Source organism: Bacillus sp. FJAT-53060, from assembly GCF_037104745.1.
GTDB lineage: Bacteria > Bacillota > Bacilli > Bacillales > Bacillaceae > Bacillus > Bacillus stratosphericus_B.
Genome location: NZ_JBAWSW010000010.1, coordinates 24,982 through 43,149 on the forward strand (window position 1 = coordinate 24,982; position 18,168 = coordinate 43,149).

17 protein-coding genes are annotated in these 18,168 nt (G+C 39.7%); 14 read left to right on the plus strand and 3 right to left on the minus strand.

Translation table 11 applies throughout. The features are described 5' to 3' along the window. Window positions 1-28: 28 nt before the first annotated feature. The gene (gene tagU / locus WAX46_RS05955; RefSeq protein ID WP_226567730.1) at window positions 29-949 is read right to left on the minus strand and encodes a polyisoprenyl-teichoic acid--peptidoglycan teichoic acid transferase TagU; all 921 of its coding nucleotides are present in this window, start codon (window positions 947-949) and stop codon (window positions 29-31) included. Window positions 950-1,131: 182 nt separating this feature from the next. Here tagU and WAX46_RS05960 point away from each other — a divergent pair, with 182 nt between their 5' ends. From WAX46_RS05960 to WAX46_RS05975, 4 genes are all read left to right on the plus strand, one after another. Then, the gene (locus WAX46_RS05960) at window positions 1,132-1,455 is read left to right on the plus strand and encodes a LytA (protein WP_226567729.1); all 324 of its coding nucleotides are present in this window, start codon (window positions 1,132-1,134) and stop codon (window positions 1,453-1,455) included. A gap of 21 nt (window positions 1,456-1,476) precedes the next feature. Continuing rightward, the gene (locus WAX46_RS05965; protein WP_376776424.1) at window positions 1,477-3,588 is read left to right on the plus strand and encodes a SpoIID/LytB domain-containing protein; all 2,112 of its coding nucleotides are present in this window, start codon (window positions 1,477-1,479) and stop codon (window positions 3,586-3,588) included. A 23-nt stretch (window positions 3,589-3,611) separates the two neighbouring features. Next, window positions 3,612-5,102 (plus strand): N-acetylmuramoyl-L-alanine amidase, encoded by a 1,491-nt coding sequence (locus WAX46_RS05970; protein WP_336493496.1) that lies wholly within the window; start codon window positions 3,612-3,614, stop codon window positions 5,100-5,102. 415 nt (window positions 5,103-5,517) lie between these two features. Beyond that, complete coding sequence (locus WAX46_RS05975; protein ID WP_226567727.1) at window positions 5,518-5,997, plus strand: hypothetical protein; 480 nt, start codon at window positions 5,518-5,520, stop codon at window positions 5,995-5,997. Window positions 5,998-6,051: 54 nt separating this feature from the next. On the opposite strand, the gene WAX46_RS15780 is transcribed toward WAX46_RS05975, so the two are convergent. Then, window positions 6,052-6,189 (minus strand): IS3 family transposase, encoded by a 138-nt coding sequence (locus WAX46_RS15780; RefSeq protein WP_226567754.1) that lies wholly within the window; start codon window positions 6,187-6,189, stop codon window positions 6,052-6,054. 667 nt (window positions 6,190-6,856) lie between these two features. Here WAX46_RS15780 and WAX46_RS05980 point away from each other — a divergent pair. The 10 genes from WAX46_RS05980 to WAX46_RS06025 all read left to right on the plus strand — a co-directional run bounded on the left by WAX46_RS05980 (window position 6,857) and on the right by WAX46_RS06025 (window position 17,967). Continuing rightward, window positions 6,857-7,516 carry a sugar transferase gene (locus WAX46_RS05980; protein WP_336493497.1) on the plus strand — a complete coding sequence of 220 codons (660 nt, stop codon included), beginning with the start codon at window positions 6,857-6,859 and terminating at the stop codon, window positions 7,514-7,516. A gap of 18 nt (window positions 7,517-7,534) precedes the next feature. After that, window positions 7,535-8,986: a teichuronic acid biosynthesis protein TuaB gene (gene tuaB, locus WAX46_RS05985; RefSeq protein WP_226567725.1), complete on the plus strand. Its 1,452-nt coding sequence runs from the start codon at window positions 7,535-7,537 to the stop codon at window positions 8,984-8,986. Further along, window positions 8,983-10,167 (plus strand): teichuronic acid biosynthesis protein TuaC, encoded by a 1,185-nt coding sequence (gene tuaC, locus WAX46_RS05990; protein WP_226567724.1) that lies wholly within the window; start codon window positions 8,983-8,985, stop codon window positions 10,165-10,167. Before tuaB ends, tuaC begins: the two co-directional genes overlap by 4 nt. A 77-nt stretch (window positions 10,168-10,244) precedes the next feature. Further along, entirely contained in the window at window positions 10,245-11,576 is a 1,332-nt protein-coding gene (gene tuaD / locus WAX46_RS05995; protein ID WP_442895661.1) for a UDP-glucose 6-dehydrogenase TuaD, read from the plus strand. 17 nt (window positions 11,577-11,593) lie between these two features. After that, complete coding sequence (locus WAX46_RS06000; protein ID WP_226567723.1) at window positions 11,594-12,523, plus strand: NAD-dependent epimerase/dehydratase family protein; 930 nt, start codon at window positions 11,594-11,596, stop codon at window positions 12,521-12,523. A gap of 39 nt (window positions 12,524-12,562) precedes the next feature. Continuing rightward, window positions 12,563-14,020, plus strand: a complete 1,458-nt coding sequence (gene tuaE, locus WAX46_RS06005; protein ID WP_226567722.1) for a teichuronic acid biosynthesis protein TuaE — start codon at window positions 12,563-12,565, stop codon at window positions 14,018-14,020. Between the two features lie 71 nt (window positions 14,021-14,091). Then, on the plus strand, window positions 14,092-14,769 hold the full coding sequence (gene tuaF, locus WAX46_RS06010) for a teichuronic acid biosynthesis protein TuaF (protein ID WP_226567721.1): 678 nt from the start codon (window positions 14,092-14,094) through the stop codon (window positions 14,767-14,769). A gap of 24 nt (window positions 14,770-14,793) precedes the next feature. After that, on the plus strand, window positions 14,794-15,549 hold the full coding sequence (gene tuaG, locus WAX46_RS06015; RefSeq protein ID WP_226567720.1) for a teichuronic acid biosynthesis protein TuaG: 756 nt from the start codon (window positions 14,794-14,796) through the stop codon (window positions 15,547-15,549). Window positions 15,550-15,568: 19 nt separating this feature from the next. Then, window positions 15,569-16,765, plus strand: a complete 1,197-nt coding sequence (gene tuaH, locus WAX46_RS06020; RefSeq protein ID WP_336493508.1) for a teichuronic acid biosynthesis protein TuaH — start codon at window positions 15,569-15,571, stop codon at window positions 16,763-16,765. Window positions 16,766-16,899: 134 nt separating this feature from the next. Continuing rightward, entirely contained in the window at window positions 16,900-17,967 is a 1,068-nt protein-coding gene (locus tag WAX46_RS06025) for a glycosyltransferase family 4 protein (protein ID WP_226567719.1), read from the plus strand. A 58-nt stretch (window positions 17,968-18,025) separates the two neighbouring features. Here the strand turns inward: WAX46_RS06025 and WAX46_RS15785 are convergent, their stop codons facing one another. Continuing rightward, window positions 18,026-18,109 carry an IS3 family transposase gene (locus tag WAX46_RS15785; RefSeq protein WP_376776425.1) on the minus strand — a complete coding sequence of 28 codons (84 nt, stop codon included), beginning with the start codon at window positions 18,107-18,109 and terminating at the stop codon, window positions 18,026-18,028. Between the last annotated feature and the right edge of the window lie 59 nt (window positions 18,110-18,168).

Below are 18,168 nucleotides of genomic sequence, written 5' to 3' on the forward strand. Positions count from 1 at the left end.
GAAGCCTACAATAATGTAGTCTTCTTTTTTACTGCTCCAAACTATCCTTCAATTCCTTCTTTACTTTCGCTAAACTGCTATCATCAAGCTGATAATAATAAATGTTACTGATTCGTGTGCCCGTTCCTTTTAATTCATGCTGTTTGACACGCTTTCTTGCATCGCGATAATCATTCATCATGGTCCACATATCGTCAAAGGACATGTTTGTTTTCATGTTGTTTTCAACGACTTTGAACATATCGCCGAATTTTGTAATAGACGAAATGTTGGCACCCTTCGCAATGATGCCTTCAATGACTTGGCGCTGTCTTTGCTGGCGGCCAAAATCCCCTTTTGGATCTTGCTTTCTCATTCTTGTATAGGCAAGTGCTTGATCCCCGTTAAGGTTAATTTCACCTGTACCAAATGAATGGCCGTCATAGTTGAAAGCAAACGTGCTATTTACGGTAATGCCGCCAAGCGTATCGACAATATCTTTAAAGCTTTCCATGTTTACTTTAACAAAGTAATCCACAGGTACATCAAGCAATTCTTCTACTGTATCTGCTGCCATTTGTGTACCGCCAAAAGCATAGGAGTGATTGATTTTATCCATTGTGCCTTTCCCGACAATCTTTGTATAGGTATCACGCGGGATACTGACCATTTCTGTTGTTTTATTTTTCGGGTTGACTGTCATATATATTAATGTATCTGCACGGCCACGGTCATTCTTTCTTTCATCGACACCCATCACTAAAATTGAGATCGGGTCTTTTTTGCTTAAATCGACATCTTTGTCACGTTTATCCGACTTCTTTAAATTCTCCTGAATGCCTGCGACGGTTGATGCTGCTGTGTTCCAAAGATGATATGCATATCCGCCAGTTGCTAATACGAATAAGCCAATAATTGATAAAACAATCCAAAGAACCTTTTTCTTTTTTCTTTTTCTCTCAGCTCTCATAATGTCCCTCACCTTTTCTATGATTCTTCCATGATTATAGGTTTACGAATCTTGATAAACAAGTTATTTTTTTACCCTCAACCTAGATATAGACGTTGGAACAAAAAAAAGGTTTCAAAAAACCTTAAATTTACCTTAAAATATTAAGTTATAAGACGATATAAAAACATGAGGTGAAAAAAATGAAGAAAATCATCGTTTTACCGTTCTTAATACTACTACTGGGTATCGTGCTCACAGCATGTGGAACGGCTGAGCAGTCCTTAGAAGAAAAGAAGACAAGCAGTTCAACTTCTCAAACGTTAAAGGAAACAGCCAATTATGTAGGAATGGCAGACTCTCATACAATTGAAGTGAAAAAGTCAAATGTTACTTTGAGTTTTGAATTTACTGAAAACTTCAATGAAGTATTGAATAAATTTCAACCAGGAGATAATGTAGACATTTTTTACATTCTAAATGACAGTGGTCAAAAGGAAATTCAAGAAATGAAAAAAGTTCAATAGAGAGATGGTGGGATCATTAAATTGAAAAAAATCAGTCTAACTTTCACAATGTTCATCTTACTTTTACTTGTATTCATCCCAAAAGATGCTTCAGCGACAAGCTCAACAATTTCTGTGAAATTATCAAACTATGTTGGAAATAAAACGAGCTTTAACATATCATCATCCGGCTTATACAAAGTGACTGGTACAAATGTATCTTCAATGGCTCGATATGATGGTAAGAACCGTTATGAGGTAGCCAATAATATTGCTTCAGCAGGTTGGAAAAATCCATCTACAATTGTCATTGTAAATCGTGATGCGTTTGCAGATGCAATTTCCGCTACACCTTTAGCTTATAAGTTGAATGCACCTATTTTATATACGAATGCTGAAACATTAACAAAAACAACTGAAGAGCAAATTAAAAAGATGAATCCTGACAATATCCTGATTATCGGTGGAACAACAAGTGTTTCTTCAGCAACAGAGAAAACACTGAAGAAATATGGGAAGATCAACAGGATCAGTGGTAAATCACGTTATGACGTTTCACAAAATATAGCAAAAGAGATGGGGAACTATAGTCAAGCTATAGTGGCGACAGGAAGCATTTTTACTGACAGTGCTTCAATAACACCATACGCTGCAAGAAACGGCTATCCTATTCTGTTAACGAAGAAAGATAGCTTACCAACTTATAAGCTTCCAAGTAAAGTCACCATTGTTGGTGGAGAAAAGAGTGTTAGCAAAAAAGTTGAATCTCAAATCAAAAAAACGTCCACAGTTAAAAGAATCGGTGGAGCTAATAGATATGAGGTCTCAGCAAATATTGTAAATGAGTTAAACATGGATGCTAATAAGCTATACCTAGCAAATGGTTCTATCTTTACAGATGCTATTACATTTTCGCTTTTAGCAGCCAAAAATAACAGTCCTATGGTCCTTGTAAAAGAAAATAGTCTAACATCACCTGTTACATCAGTTGTGCAAAAACAGGGGACGAACTCGTTTCAATTGTCTGGCGGAACAAAATCCATTTCAACAAGTTTACAAAAAAAATTATCAAATGAATTTTATTTGAAGAATAATAAGGATTATCAATTGAATGTTTCCAACGGAAAAATTTCTATCCAGGGCATTAAGACGTTTGGATCCTCAGTAAGAATTGTTCCAGAGAATTATTCAACCAGTAATGTCATTCGAGTTGCTGGGAAAGCATATTTGGGGGAAATGAACTTTGCTGTAGAATCAGGCTATATTCGCCCAACAAATGAAAATATCCCTTTTGAAGATTATCTTAAAGGGGTTGTACCGAATGAAATGCCAGCAAGCTGGCATGTTGAGGCATTAAAAGCGCAGGCTGTTGCAGCACGTACATATTCTGTGAACAGTATTGGGAAGGTTGTGCCAGATACAACAGCATTCCAAGTATATGGTGGATACAACTGGTATACAAACTCTACGAAAGCTGTAGATGCTACAAAAGGTAAGGTACTAAAATATAATAATAAACTGATTTCTGCTACCTACTATTCTAGTAATGGAGGCTACACTGAGGCGAGTGACGAAGTGTGGTCAAGTGCATCTCCTTATTTAGTAGCAAAAACAGATACAAAAGATCCAGTGAATGCTTGGACACTTAAACTATCAAAAACACAATTGAGTAGATCGCTTAGCACAGCAGAACCAGCATCTTGGTGGAGTAAGACAACAGAAACAAATGCGAGTCAGTTGACAGGATTGAAGAGCTGGATTCTAAAAAATAAAGAAACTTCGGCTTCAGACATCAAGATAGCTACAATTTCAAGCATCTCCTTTTCAGGTAAAACAAAAGGGCAGAGAGCAAAAACAGCCTCTATGGAAATCAGTTATCACTTAAAAAATAAAACGGGTTCTTATAGTATGAATAAATCAGCGAAACTTAGTTTTAAAATGACTGAATTTAGATCAATACTTGGTGCGACTAATTTAAAAAGCACGTATGCTTCAGTGAAGAATAACACCAATGATTTTACCATCTCAGGAAAAGGATATGGTCATGGAGTTGGAATGAGTCAATATGGAGCGAAAGAGAGAGCTGAATCAGGAACCTCATATTCAAGTATTTTGTCATTCTATTATCCGGGTGCAAAGTTAACAACGAATTAAAACATCAAAGGAGGTTATAAACTGTGCGCTCTATTATAAAAGTTGTATTTTTGAGTGTAGTAACAATGTTTTTGTTTCTTCCATCTGCACTTGCTGACAATTCAGTCACAAGAATTGATGGAAAAAACCGTTATGTTGTTGCGGTGAATGCGGCGAAAAAAGGCTGGACAACATCGAGTACGGTTGTTCTTGTAGGTAAAGAAGCATATGCGGACGCTTTAAGTGCGGTTCCTTATGCGTATCAAAAAAATGCACCTGTTCTTTTTACAAACAGTAGCAGTTTATCTGCAGATACAAAAAAAGGTCTTCAAGATCTAAAGACAAAGAATGTGATTATTCTCGGTGGAACAAAGAGTGTCTCTAGCAAAGTGACAACTCAGCTAAAGGCGATGGGTATTTCAGTAAATCGTATTAGTGGTAATAATCGATATGATTTAGCAGCAAATATTGCAAAGCAAATGAAAAGCTCTAGTACGGCTGTTGTAGCAAATGGCTTTGCTTATGCAGATGCAGTTGCCATTGCACCTTATGCTGCAAAACAAGGCTATCCAATCTTATTAACAAACGATAAAGATTTACGTTCGGAAACCTCAGCGGTGATTAAAAGCAGAGGAGTTAAAAAGACCATTGTGGTTGGTGGAGAGTCTAGTGTAAATAAATCAGCATATTCTAAACTACCTTCACCTGAAAGAATTGGTGGGGCAAATCGTTATGAAGTGGCTGCAAATATTGTGACGAAATACAATATGAGTACAAGTAATACGTATATTAGTAATGGTTTTGCATACGCTGATGCCGCTTCAGGAGCTAGTATTGCTGCCAAGCAGGGTAAAGCCTTTATTTTCACGAATGAAAAAACATTACCGAATGCAACGAGAAAAATCATTGGTTCAAAGAAGATCACTTCATTTAGTGTTCTAGGTGGTACATCTACTGTGACGAATACTGTGACTTCCCAATTGAAAAATCCAGTCGTTGGAAAAACAGTTTTTATTGACCCTGGTCATGGAGGTCAAGACTCTGGTGCTATTGGATACGGTCTTCTTGAGAAAAACGTGACCCTTGATGTTGCTAAGCGTCTAAATACAAAATTGACTAGTGCTGGGGCACTACCAGTCATGTCACGTACATCTGATACATTTGACAGTCTTGAAACACGAGTAAGTAAAGGTGCTTCTGCGAAAGCAGATATCTTTATTAGTGTCCATGCGAACGCACATGATAACAGCAGCGCAAATGGAACAGAAACGTATTATGACGCAACATATGAATCTGCAAACAGCTTAAAGCTTGCGCAAAACATCCAGCCTAAAATGGTCAGTGCATTAGGCACAAGAGACCGCGGTGTGAAAACAGCTGGCTTCTATGTCATTAAGTATTCAAAGATGCCAAGTGTCTTGCTTGAAACTGGTTTTGTTTCCAGTCCAGTCGATTCAAATATTTTGAAATCTGCTACTTATAAAGATAAATTAGCGGCTGGTATTTCAAGCGGCGTTTCAGGTTATTTTAGATAAGAAAAAATATGAGGGGTGGTTAAGATACTCCTCTTAGGCTGCTCGAGAACGTCTCTCGGCAGCCTTTTTTTATCAATAGTACATGAAGTGGTCATACTAAGGGTGTTGCCTTCATAAGATATCAGCTGTCTTTATTATTCGTGCTCTCCCTAAGCGTGCAGACCAAGCATATTGCTGGAGCCTAGCTTTAACACAAGCCCATTTGATGCAAAATATATAAATCTTCTGCTGCGAAAGATCAGCTTACCTCTGGATTGCATCTGGTGTTTCGACTTACTTTGATTCAAAATGAAAAGACTGTTTATGTGTCAAGTTCAATATACATTCATTTCAGGTTATTTTTGTTATAATTGAAACATAGAGAGTAGATTTTTAACGTGTTTTCGATAACAGCAAATCGACAAATTATGAAGAGGTGACGATATTGAAAAAAATAATCACGATGCCGTTTCTAGTCTTTCTTCTAGGTGTCATGCTTACAGCGTGCGGCACAACTAATCAATCAAGCGACAATACGGATAACAGCAAAAAAGAAACTACTGACAAAGAAAATGTATCAGATGAAACAGTTGAAGATAAGTCTACAAATGAAAAAGCAGACGATCAAAGCAAAGAAACAACTGCTCAAACAGAGGATCAAGCAGGGCAATCCAATGAAGATTCAAAAGAAAGCTCAAGTAAAGAAATCACAAAAGAAGGCACTTTTGTCGGTTTGGCTGATGGACACACAATTGCTGTCAATATTGATGGGAAAGAAGTAGCCATTTCATTCGGAAATTCATTTTCAAAACAAGTGAACAGCCTAAAAGAAGAATCAAAAGTGAAAGTGACTTATACAAAAGATGCAAACGGAACACTACGACTTAAAACAATTGAATCTGTAAAGGCAAAATAAAGAAAAGACCCGCAGAATGGTCTAATCCCTGTCAAGTAGACACATATAAAAAGCCTAAGTAGCCAGTGTGTGACGGTATTCTATCGGAGCACACTGGTTTAATTTTTTCTGGAATGGATCGTGATTATAGAATTGAATGTAATCTTCTATGCTCTTGTGAAGTGTTTTGAGATGAGAGAAAAATAATTCGATTCAAACCCTTGATTCTTACGCCATGGATACACCAGCCATGTCAACAGATAAAGGGTCTTTAATTCGTGAACAACTTCAAACCGTGCAGTCTTCAAAATCCGTCCTCCCCGTGAAGATTTGGATAACGCTTACCTGTGCCTTTAAATAATCTCTTTCTTCTTCCACACTTTTAAAGATAGACTTAGGACATCCACTAAAAGGATTTTCTGACTTTGTATTTTTCCTCGTTGATCTTCAAAAGATTGTCCCTCACGATATTTCCTGTCCCAATTTTTTAGCTGAGTTGAACTTCTGAGACCTAATTCTTTAGATAATGAGTGATAGCTTCTGTTTCCTTCTTCATACATTTCACGGCTTTCATCTTAAAGTCTTTCGTATAGTGTTGAAAAAGTTGTTCTTTTCTCGCTATAAAAAATCCCCTCCAAGTATAGTGTAACAGCCGATTATGAAAATTTGGCTTTTTACACTGTCTACTTAGAGGGGATCATACCATAAAGCGGGTCTTTTTTACGTTGAAAAGGGCATAACTTGATATAAGTGCTTATTCTTAACACACTTTTACAAGAATTAACATCCCATTTACATCTGCTTAATGTTTCTCTGCTAAACTGACTTTCATAGAACATCTCTTTACACAACAACTATTTGAAGGGTGAGGTGCAGGTCAGTGAGCGCAGAGAAGGCGATGAATCTTTACAGAGAATTTGAAGTGAGACGAAACCATTCTTTTGCCTTAACAGAACATATGGTTCGTTATTTATTTGCAAAACGTTTCATAGACTTATTGTTCTCGTTCATCGGATTGATGTTAAGTACGCCAATCATTTTGCTGTTTGCCCTCTTGATTAAGTTAGAAACACCAGGGCCAGCCTTTTATATGCAGGAAAGGGTCGGGAAAGACGGTGTTTACTTTAAATTATGGAAGCTCAGATCGATGAGAACCGACGCAGAAAGCGGAGGAGCGAAATGGGCGCAAAAAAATGACCCACGTGTCACCAAAGTGGGGGCATTCATCCGAAAAACAAGAATTGATGAACTGCCACAATTTATTAACGTGTTAAAAGGAGAAATGAGTATCGTAGGTCCACGGCCGGAAAGACCGATGTTTACCGCTGAGTTTCATCGGACGATTCCGGGCTTTACAAAAAGGCTGGCGGTGAAGCCGGGACTAACAGGTCTTGCTCAAGTAAATGGAGGATATGAAATTAGTCCAAGTGAAAAATTATCACACGATTTACAGTATATTCAAAACTTGACATTTTCTCTTGACACGAAGATTATGGTAAAAACGTTAAAAGTCATCATGACTGGTGACGGAGCCAGATAAGCAAAGTAGGGAAGAGGAATGGCAAGTATGAAAAATCGAATGCTAGGCGGGGCAAAATGGACAAGTTTGTCCGCATTGATCATTACCATCATCCAAATTGCACAGTTCGCCTTTTTAGGGAACGTGATGTCCCTTAAAGAGTTTGGTCTCGTTGGCATGATCACAACTGTCACAATATTTACGCAGATTTTACTTGATCTAGGCATCGGTGCAGCGATCATTCAAAAGGAACAAACGACAGAACGTCAATTATCTACATTATATTGGATTAACTTACTCACAGGTATTGTCTTGTTTTGTTTACTTATCCTTGTAAGCCCAATGATTGCTGCCTTTTATGCCCGGCCTGAGCTGGAAAATCTGCTCCAGCTATTATCGATTATGTTTCTGATTGCTCCAATTGGTCAGCAATACCAATATATGATGCAAAAAGACTTAGCTTTTAAAACATTAAGTACCATTGAAACGATTGCGACCATCATATCGCTTCTCGTGTTACTCCTCCTTGCCTTTTTCATCAATCCAGTTGTTGCCTATGTCATATCTCAAGTGCTGCTGCAATCAGGAAAAGGTCTATTGTATGCAGCGGCTTATTGGAAGAAGTGGCGACCAGCACCAGTTTTCGCATTAGGGGAAGTGAAAGAATTTTTCTCATTCGGTGCTTTTCAGCTAGCATCTAGGCTAGTTAATCGAGCAGGATCTAATATTGATATGATTTTAGTCGGCCGGTTTCTTGGAGCGGAGGCGTTAGGCATTTACAGCTTGGCCTATCAAATTGTGACGATCCCCGTGCTGAAAATCAATCCAATTGTAACGAGAGTGGCTTTCCCTGTTTTTGCAAAGAGTCAGCGTGATCACTCGATGCTGCGCGAGGGCTTTCTAAGTATGACAAATCTGCTCGCACTGATTAGTTTTCCTTTATTAATCGGCCTCGCTGTTGTATCAGATAGCTTTATAGAAGTTGTGTTTGGAGAGAAATGGTTAGTAGCAGTTCCTGTTCTCAATATTTTGTGCATCGTCGGTCTTCTGCGTGTGCTAATGAACCCAAATGGTTCAATACTACTTGCAAAAGGAAGAGTGGATTTAGCTTTTTATTGGGATACAGTCATGCTCATCATCTATGGATGCGCGTTGTATGCAGGAGTCAGTACAGGCAGTCTGTTGACTGTGGCTTGGATTTACTCAGGTGTCAGCCTACTGAATTTCATTGTCGGCAGATGGCTCATGGCTTACGTGATTCAGCTTGATATGAAGGTGTATCTAAAATCACTTCTAAAGCCTGCTGTCATGACTTTGGTGATGTCCGCCTGTGCTGTGGTTTTACATCAAGGAATGAAGCTGACGTCAGCAGATGTTTCGCTTCAATTACTCCTGACTATTTGTTTAAGTGCTGCTTTGTATGGCCTGCTGCTCGTCAAAATGTATCCACAGGTTGTAGGAAAATTATTGAGAAGAGGTCGTTCGTCATGAAGGTTCTATGGCTGACAAGTGTATATCCTAGTGAAAAACATCCGAGTGAGGGCGTCTTTCATGAAACGCAAGTGCAGGAACTTCTCAAGCAAGGAATAGAAGTGACAGTCATTTGTCCCAATCCAGTGAATCCGCCTATCTTACGGATGTTCAAGGCATCCTATCGGCAGAAAAGAGATTTGCCAGAACAGGAAATACGGTGTGGTGTGACGGTTTACAGACCTCCCTATACAGCATTACCGGGACAGCTGAAATGGGCACAGCCGAGTAAACGAATAGCAGTTGCTGTTCTGCGCACAATGCAGCGTCATCAGCTGTCACCAGATTTCATCCATGCGCACTTTGCCATGCCGTCAGGTGGCGCAGCTGCCGTGATACAAAAAGAAGCTCATATCCGTTATCTTCTGACCTTGCACGGCAGTGATGTCAACGTGTATCCCCGCTATAGCAAAGGGGCGCTTGCAGCCTTTGAGACAGCGGTGAAACAGGCAGCTGCTGTTTTGACAGTGAGTGAGGAGCTGGCAAAAAAGACCAATGACATGACAAAGGTGGGAGCAAAATTTCTCCCGCTCGGTATTCCGCTCAAGTCATTTTCTGAAACGCATGGAAATAAAGAAGACATCAGAAAGCAGTTAGGTTTACCGCTTCACGACAAGCTTGTTGTCTTTGTCGGGCGATTAGTCAAAGAGAAAGGCTTGCTTGAATTAGCTGATGTTGTCAGTGGGATGGATGGTGTGAAAGCGGTATGTGTCGGAATAGGACCACTTGCAAAGGAGCTGACTGAACGAGCTGGGGAATCAATTATACTCCCAGGGCAGGTGCCAAATGATCAGGTGAAAGACTACTTAATGGCAGCCGATCTATTTGCACTTCCTTCCTATAGTGAAGGAATGCCGACCGTCGTCCTTGAGGCGCTTTCGTTAAAGGTACCTGTCATTGCGACACGAGTAGGTGGTCTACCGTCATTATTTTCGACCTATCAACACCTGCTCATTGAACCGCGTTCAACGAGTCAGCTAAAAGAGTCCATTCATACCTACCTTTATGAAAATAAATGGAATGAACAAGTGAAGGACGATCTTCACCGAATCGTCCATAGAGAATATTCATCAACACATAATGCTGAGCATCTGATTCGGCAATATGAAAAGATGCTGAATCAATCAACATCCATCGTTTAAACAGGATGAAATGTGCAAAGGATGATAGATATACAGTTTGGAACGGTCAAATGCTTTTACTGAGAGGATGAAGAATGATGAAGAAAATTGCTGTGATTGGAACAGGGTATGTCGGGTTAGTATCGGGTACTTGTTTTGCTGATATCGGAAATCGCGTCATCTGCTGTGACATCGATGAATCAAAAATCAACAGCTTAAAAAGTGGTATCGTTCCAATTTATGAACCTGGTTTAAAGGAATTGATTGAAAAGAATACAGAAGAAGGAAGACTGTGTTTTACAACCAATATTCTTGCTGCGATTCGAGAATCAACGATTATTTATATTGCTGTAGGCACACCAATGACACCGAAGGGGGAAGCGGATTTAACTTACGTGAAAGCAGTTGCTCAAACTGTTGGTGAATCCTTGAATGGATACAAAGTCATTGTTAATAAAAGTACGGTGCCAGTGGGCACGGGTCGACTTGTTAAAGCCATTGTAGAGAAAGCTTCACGAAGCAAATACCCCTTTGACGTTGTGTCAAATCCAGAATTCCTTCGAGAAGGCTCTGCTATTAAAGATACGATGAATATGGAGCGAGTTGTCATAGGGTCTACAAGTTCTCATGCATTGGAAATCATTAAGGAGTTACATGAACCATTTCAAACAGCAGTGGTGGAAACCAATATAGAAAGTGCAGAGATGATTAAATACGCTGCAAATGCGATGCTTGCAACCAAAATTTCCTTTATCAATGATATTGCCAACATATGTGATCGAGTGGGTGCAGATGTTGAGAAAGTATCAGAAGGTGTTGGCCTAGATAGCCGGATTGGGAGGAAATTTTTAAAAGCTGGAGTCGGATTTGGGGGTTCCTGTTTCCCGAAAGATACCAAGGCACTATTAAAAATAGCTGAAACAGTAGGCTATCGTTTTAAACTAATTGAATCTGTTGTAGAAACAAATACACATCAACGAGCGTATCTTGTAAAAAAATTGATGGATGTCTATGGTGAAATAAAAGGAAAAACCATTTCGGTATTAGGGTTGGCATTTAAACCTAATACAAATGATTTGAGATCCTCTCCAGCCCTTGATATTATTCCTATGCTACAAGATTTGGGAGCTTACGTAAAAGCGTACGATCCAATTGCTCACTTAGAAGCGAAGGAGATCCTTGGGAACGAGATAATATTTAGCAACAATCTATATCAAACAATAGAGAATTCAGATGCCTGTTTAATTTTGACTGAATGGGAAGAAGTATTAAAAATGGATATGGAGAAAGTCAGAAGTCTTCTTCAACGTCCAGTCATTATCGATGGACGCAATGTATTTGAACCAGATCAAATGAGAAAAAACGGCTTTATTTATCATTCAATCGGTCGTCCTCATGTACAGGATGTTAAGATGTTATTAGAAGCTTGATTTAGGAGGAAACTTGGATGAAGAAAGTATTGGTTACTGGAGGCAGTGGATTTATAGGTTCACATACTGTTGAAAAATTAATAGAAAAGGGATATGAGGCCATCGTACTTGATAATTTTTCAACAGGTAGTAAGGAAAATATTGCTCATTTATCTGTTCAATGTATTGAAGCGGATATAACAAAACCAGAAGTGGGTGAAATCATCAAACAAATCGCACCAGACTACATCATTCATCTTGCTGCACAGGTAAGTGTAGCAATGTCGGTCAAAGATTATATATATGATCAGGAAGTGAATATTAAAGGATCTCTGCATGTGATCAAAGCTGCTTCAGAGATTGGTGTCAAGAAGGTAATATTCGCCTCTTCGGCAGCTGTCTATGGAGACCCAGTTTATCTGCCAGTGGATACAGCTCATCCACTACAGCCTGGTTCACCCTATGGCTTATCGAAACTCACAGTAGAGCGATACTTAGAAATGGCAAAATCACTCTATCATGTGGATTATTGTATTCTGCGATATAGCAATGTATATGGCCCGCGTCAAGATGCACTTGGCGAAGGTGGGGTTGTCTCTATTTTTTCTGATAAGTTTGCAAAGCATGAGGCACCATTCATTTTCGGAGACGGCGAACAAACAAGGGATTTTATCTATGTCGGTGATCTAGCAGCAGCGAATGTCAAAGCTTTAACAGCCCAATCAAACGTTTGTTTAAATATATCGTGTGGTGATTCCATTACTGTCAATGAGTTGTTTCAAACGATGAAGCGAGTGACGAAATCACATCTTGAACCGATTTACAAGCCGCAGCGTGAAGGAGATATTGTTCATAGTACATTGGCGAATGAGGATACGAAACGAGTCTTAGCATGGGAGCCTGTCGTAACTTTACAAGAAGGTTTGGCACGTACCATTTCCTACTATGAACAGGAAGTAAAGGCTTAATCCCTCAAATCGGATGGATGGCTTAGGAGGAAAATGGGTATGAGTGTGAAACAAACAGCATGGCAAATCATGCTCGGATTTATTTTATTTGCTGCAGGAATTTGGCTTGTGCAAATGGCATTCACGCAGCCTGTTGGGGTAAAAAAGATGATGGCAATTCCGGTATTGCTTGTAGTTCTTGTGGCAGTTGCAGTATTGATGAAGCTATATTTGAATGGTGAGCAAATATTCATGTCAGCTATCTACCTTTTGATTGCATTCACCTTTCTCAATAACGCTTTCTTTTCTATTAGTGTCGGTTTCTTTAGTCTTTTTCTATATCGGATTATGCTCATTGTCGTCTTTGCTTTATTGATTTGGAGGATGAGAGATAAGGGGACGTACATATCGCATTGGCAACATCTTCGTGTAAAAGGCATTCTCGGTTTTTTCGCTTCATGGTTTCTTTACGGGCTCATCTCATTGCTTTGGGCTCATTCAGTCACAGACGGTCTGAAATATATGTCTCTCCTTGCGATGGGGATGGGGTTCGTCTTTCTTGTGGTCATGTACATTCAGCGGATGGATCAGATTGTGACATTTTATAGCATTTGGCTTGTCATGACCGTATTTGTGATGGGGATCGGGTTTTATAATCACTTTACCTTGATCCATTTACCGAATACATCATTGTATCTTGGACCAGCGTACAAACAGCACTATCCTACAGCTGTCTTCTTTAATCAAAATGATTTCGCGACGTTTTTATCCATTAGCTTTTTCTTATATGTGGCGTGTATGCGTCAAATGAAAAATGGTTATATCAAAGCGTTTGGTTTATTAGGAGCGATCGCAGCGCTGTATCTCATTTTGTTAACAGAATCTCGCGCCAGCTTGCTTGGTGTTTTTGCTGGAGCGGCGATCTATGTGTGGCTGCTGATGCCTCGCTTCTTAAAAAAGTGGTCACTCATCGCAGCAGGCGGGTTAGGTGTCATATGTATTGCCGTCTTTTCAGCTAAGATCTATTCGGTCTTTTATGACTTGTTTCTTGCTTCTCAGGTCGCACATTCTTTTAGTGAACCACTCCCATCCAACATTGCTAGAGCGAATTTGATTAAAAACGCATGGCATTTCTTTACGAATTCATACGGGTTCGGGGTCGGAGCGGGCAACGTGTCATACTACTTAGCCCACTTTTCGATCTTTGATACAGATCAAGTCGTTGAAGTACACAATTGGCTGCTAGAGGTGATGACGAATTTTGGATTTGCAGTCACGCTAGGCTATATCGCAGTGTACGCCTATCTCATGTTCTCACTGTACAAACAATACAAATTGGCTGACACGAGATCAGCAAAGATGATTATTGAAGGTCTATTTGCTGCAATGCTGAGCTTTCTCGTCTCAAGTATCAGTCCTAGTTCCGTCTCGAATTTATATTTCCACTGGGTGTTTTTAGGGCTGGTGATCGCAGCGGTGAATATCATGAAAAATAAACAACGTTTCAAGCCGTGGTAAAACGTGTGATGCTGAGCTTGTATGGTTACACTAGTGAAAAAGCAAATACGTCAAATGTTGGGAGAATGAACATGTCTGGTTTCATATTAAGAATAGGGAAGCGAATCAAAAAATATATCATATGGCTTGTGCTGCTACCTGTCGTATTAGCCGCTTTTGGTTTCTTTTTTGCCAAAGGGACAGTAGAAAAGTCTAGTTACACAGCAGTTGTTACCTTGACGCTTGGTAAATATGATGACGGGGTGTATAACAATATAGCAGAAGTGACATCTCTATTAAAAAGCGATGCATTTCTTAGTCAAGCACTCCGAGATGTAAAGGAAGAAGAAAGGCAGGATGTGAAAAACCGTCTGATTCTAACCAATCAATTAGATACACAATTACAGCTTTCGTTTACAGATGCCGATAAGGATCGAGCTTTGGCTGTTGTCAAGCAGGTATCAGATACATTTCTAAAGCAAGACAAAGCATTATTTACGAAAAGACAGCAGGTTATTGAAAGTAGATTATCCGCTATTGAAGACGAATCTGTCAGCAATGGCTCCAAAGTCGATAAAGAACGATTCTTATATGAATTGGAGGCAACAAAGCTCGGAATGAAGCAGGCAACGATTGTCGATCATGCCCAAGTGCTGGATGAAGGCAATAAAGGCATGTCAGCGAAAAAACGGGCACTGCTTGGACTTGTCATTGGCTTTAGCATCTCGCTTATGTTTGTGGTGTTACCTGAAGTGTTCAAAGAATCTTAATGATGAACTGGAGATGAGTCTTAGGTGAACAAACAACCGTTAGTATCAATCATTACACCGGCGTATAATGCGGAACGTTATTTAACGGATACAGTTCATTCCGTCCTTGCCCAAACCTATTCTAACTGGGAGCTGATCATTGCAGATGATCGCTCAACAGATGGAACAAGGAAGCTATTAGGCGAATTAAGTCAAACGGACGACAGAATCAACGTCATATATTTAGAGGAAAATGGGGGAGCCGCCATTGCTAGAAACACAGCCATCAAACAGGCAAGAGGCCGTTTTATCGCATTTTTAGACAGCGATGATAAGTGGAAAGAGACAAAGCTCGAAAAGCAGGTAGGCTTTATGTTAGCGAATGATTATGCCTTTTCATTCACCGCGTATGACATCATTGCAGAAAATGGAGAACCATTACAAAAAACAGTCACTGCACCATCTCAATTGAACTACAATGAAGCCTTGAAAAATACAATTATCGGCTGTTTGACAGTGATGCTAGATCTTCAACAGGTAGGACATGTGGAAATGCCGAACATCCGAACTAGACAGGACCTGGCAACATGGCTGTCAATTTTAAAAAGAGGATTTACGGCCTATGGGATGAGTGAGCCCTTAAGTGAATATCGCATCGTTGGAAACTCTATCTCTAGTAACAAGTGGAAAGCGGCGAAAAAAACGTGGTTTGTCTACAGAGAAATAGAGCAGCTTCATTTTGTCAAAGCGTCTTGGTGTTTTATGCACTATGCCACAAATGCTGTGAAGAAGCGCTTATAAACAGAAGGGAAAAAAGGTGATAAAGGTGAAAGCCAACTCGATCATACATGTTATCGTAGCAACGGGAGAATGGGGGCAGGATGGCCTGAGGTACAGACGGCATCGCTTGGCTGAATTTCTAGCATCTGATCCAGAAACGAAAGAGGTTATTTGGGTATGTCCATCTTCAGCCCGTCATACAGCTCCCTTTCAGCCCATAACGGATCGAATGAAGCAAATGACCATTCCTGATGTGTTTAAGAGCAAATTTTTTCGCTTTGGTCGTTATCAAGATATGTTCTATATTCATAAGTTGTCCCCACTTCTTGAGCATTTGCGGCAGGAGGAAAAGAAGGGGGTAGCTGTTTGCTTATGGTATACGTTTCCTGGCTTTCCGCTCTTATCTTCTTTATTTAAATGGAAACATATTGTGTATGATTGCAGTGATCTGTGGGGAGAGCCGATAAGCGGGAAAAATAACATCCTCTCTTATATGAGACAGCGTGTCATTGTAAAAGCAGAGAATCGTATTATTAAATACGCACATAGTATTACATGCTCTTCACAATATTTACACGATCAAATCAAAAAGCGTCTCATGGGTGAACCGAAAGATGTGTTCACAGTGGAAAATGGGGTTGAATACGATATGTTTGCGAAAAGCACTCTCCCTTGTAAGGAGGATGTGCTAGAAGGAAGAAAAGGAACCGTTCTTGGCTTTATTGGAGGAATCAAGCCGAAGCTCGATTTTGACATGATTGCGCAAGTTGCTCACATGCAGCCAGATTGGACATTTTTATTTGTCGGTCCGGATGGAACAAATGGAGATCCATCTTTTCAGCATGCACTCAAACTGCCAAATGTCATTTGGACAGGGGCTGTTGCACCAGAAAAAGTGCCTGCGTATATGAAACTGATTGATGTAGGAATGATGCCATACAAACAGTCTCCTTATAATAAAGCGGTTTTCCCGCTTAAGCTATTTGAATTTTTAGCTGCAGGAAAGCCTGTAGTAGGTTTAAATCTTCCGTCAACGGAAAGGCTAAGAGAGAATAATGTGTATGAGTATTTAGAGGGCAAAAATCCAGCTCTTTTCGTAGAAGCCTGTCAAAAAGTGATCAGCAAAAAAGACGACTTGACCTACAAACATCTAAGACAAAGTCGGGCAAAGAAAAAAGATTGGCATGCGCTGTTCACAAATATGGTGGAATTAACGAATATTAAAGAAAACGCATAATTGATTCAGGATTGTGCGTTTTTATTTGTATCTTCTTCACAGAGGGAGCTTGTGATCATCCTATATTCAATTGTATAATGGAAAGAGCGGCCAATATACAAAATACAGATTTCAATTTAGAAGGAGACTGACCTATGGAATACGAACGCGCCCTGTTAGCGTTTTTTGTCTCTCTGGCTACAGTTTTAATTGTGACACCAATCGTCAAAAAGTTTGCAATTAAGATTGGTGCAGTGGACCAGCCGAATAAACGAAAAGTTCATGATAAAGTAATGCCTCGAATGGGCGGTTTGGCGATTTTTATTGGGGTAGTGGCTGGAGCATTAGCAGGTGGGCTGTTTCTACATAATAAAATTACAGCTATTTCAGTTGGTGCCGTACTCATCGTCATTTTAGGTATATTTGATGATAAATATAATTTAAGTGCAAAATTTAAATTTCTCGTGCAAGTTCTCGTGGCTTGCTTGATCGTGAGCACGGGTTTAAAAATGGACTTTTTCTCTGTTCCTTTCTTAACAGATCGACTCGAGTTAGGCTGGATGGCATATCCCCTAACTGTGTTATGGATTGTCGGAATCACAAATGCGATCAATTTAATTGACGGCCTGGATGGACTTGCTGCCGGAATTTCTGTCATCGGTTTAACAACGATTGCTGTGATGGCATTTTCTGCTGACAAGATACTCATTCTTTCTTTGTCTCTTGTCGTCATTGGCAGTACAATCGGCTTTCTATTTTATAACTTCCATCCGGCAAAGATTTTTATGGGTGATACAGGCTCATTATTTTTAGGCTACATGATTTCAGTGCTGTCTCTGTTAGGGTTATACAAAAGTGTCACTTTGTTTAGTGTCGTTATCCCGGTGATCATCTTAGGTGTCCCTATTTTCGATACCACTTTTGCGATTATCAGGCGGATATTAAATAAACAGCCAATTTCGGCGCCTGACAAATCTCACATCCATCATAGACTCATGGCCTTTGGCTTATCTCATCGAATGGCTGTGATCGTAATTTACATGATTGGCTTAGTCTTCAGCTTGAGTGCGATTTTGATGACAAGCGCAACCATTTGGTTATCACTGATCATTATATTTTTACTGGTCATGTTTATGCAAGTCATTGCGGAAGTCACTGGTTTAGTGAACGAAGAGTTTAAACCATTTACAAAATTCTATAAGCGCATGGTCAAAAGGCAATAAAAAAACAACCTGTTCCTAATGAAGTGACCCCTGTCAAGTAGACAGTGTTAAAAAGACACTAAGCAGCCTGAGTCCTGTATTGATATGGGCTCAGGTTGTTTAACTTCTGTTGGAATCGTTGATGGTTGTAAAATAGATATATTTACATACTGCTTCTTGAACTGCTTCAGCTATTTTGAATTTTACGTGTTTCCCCAAAAA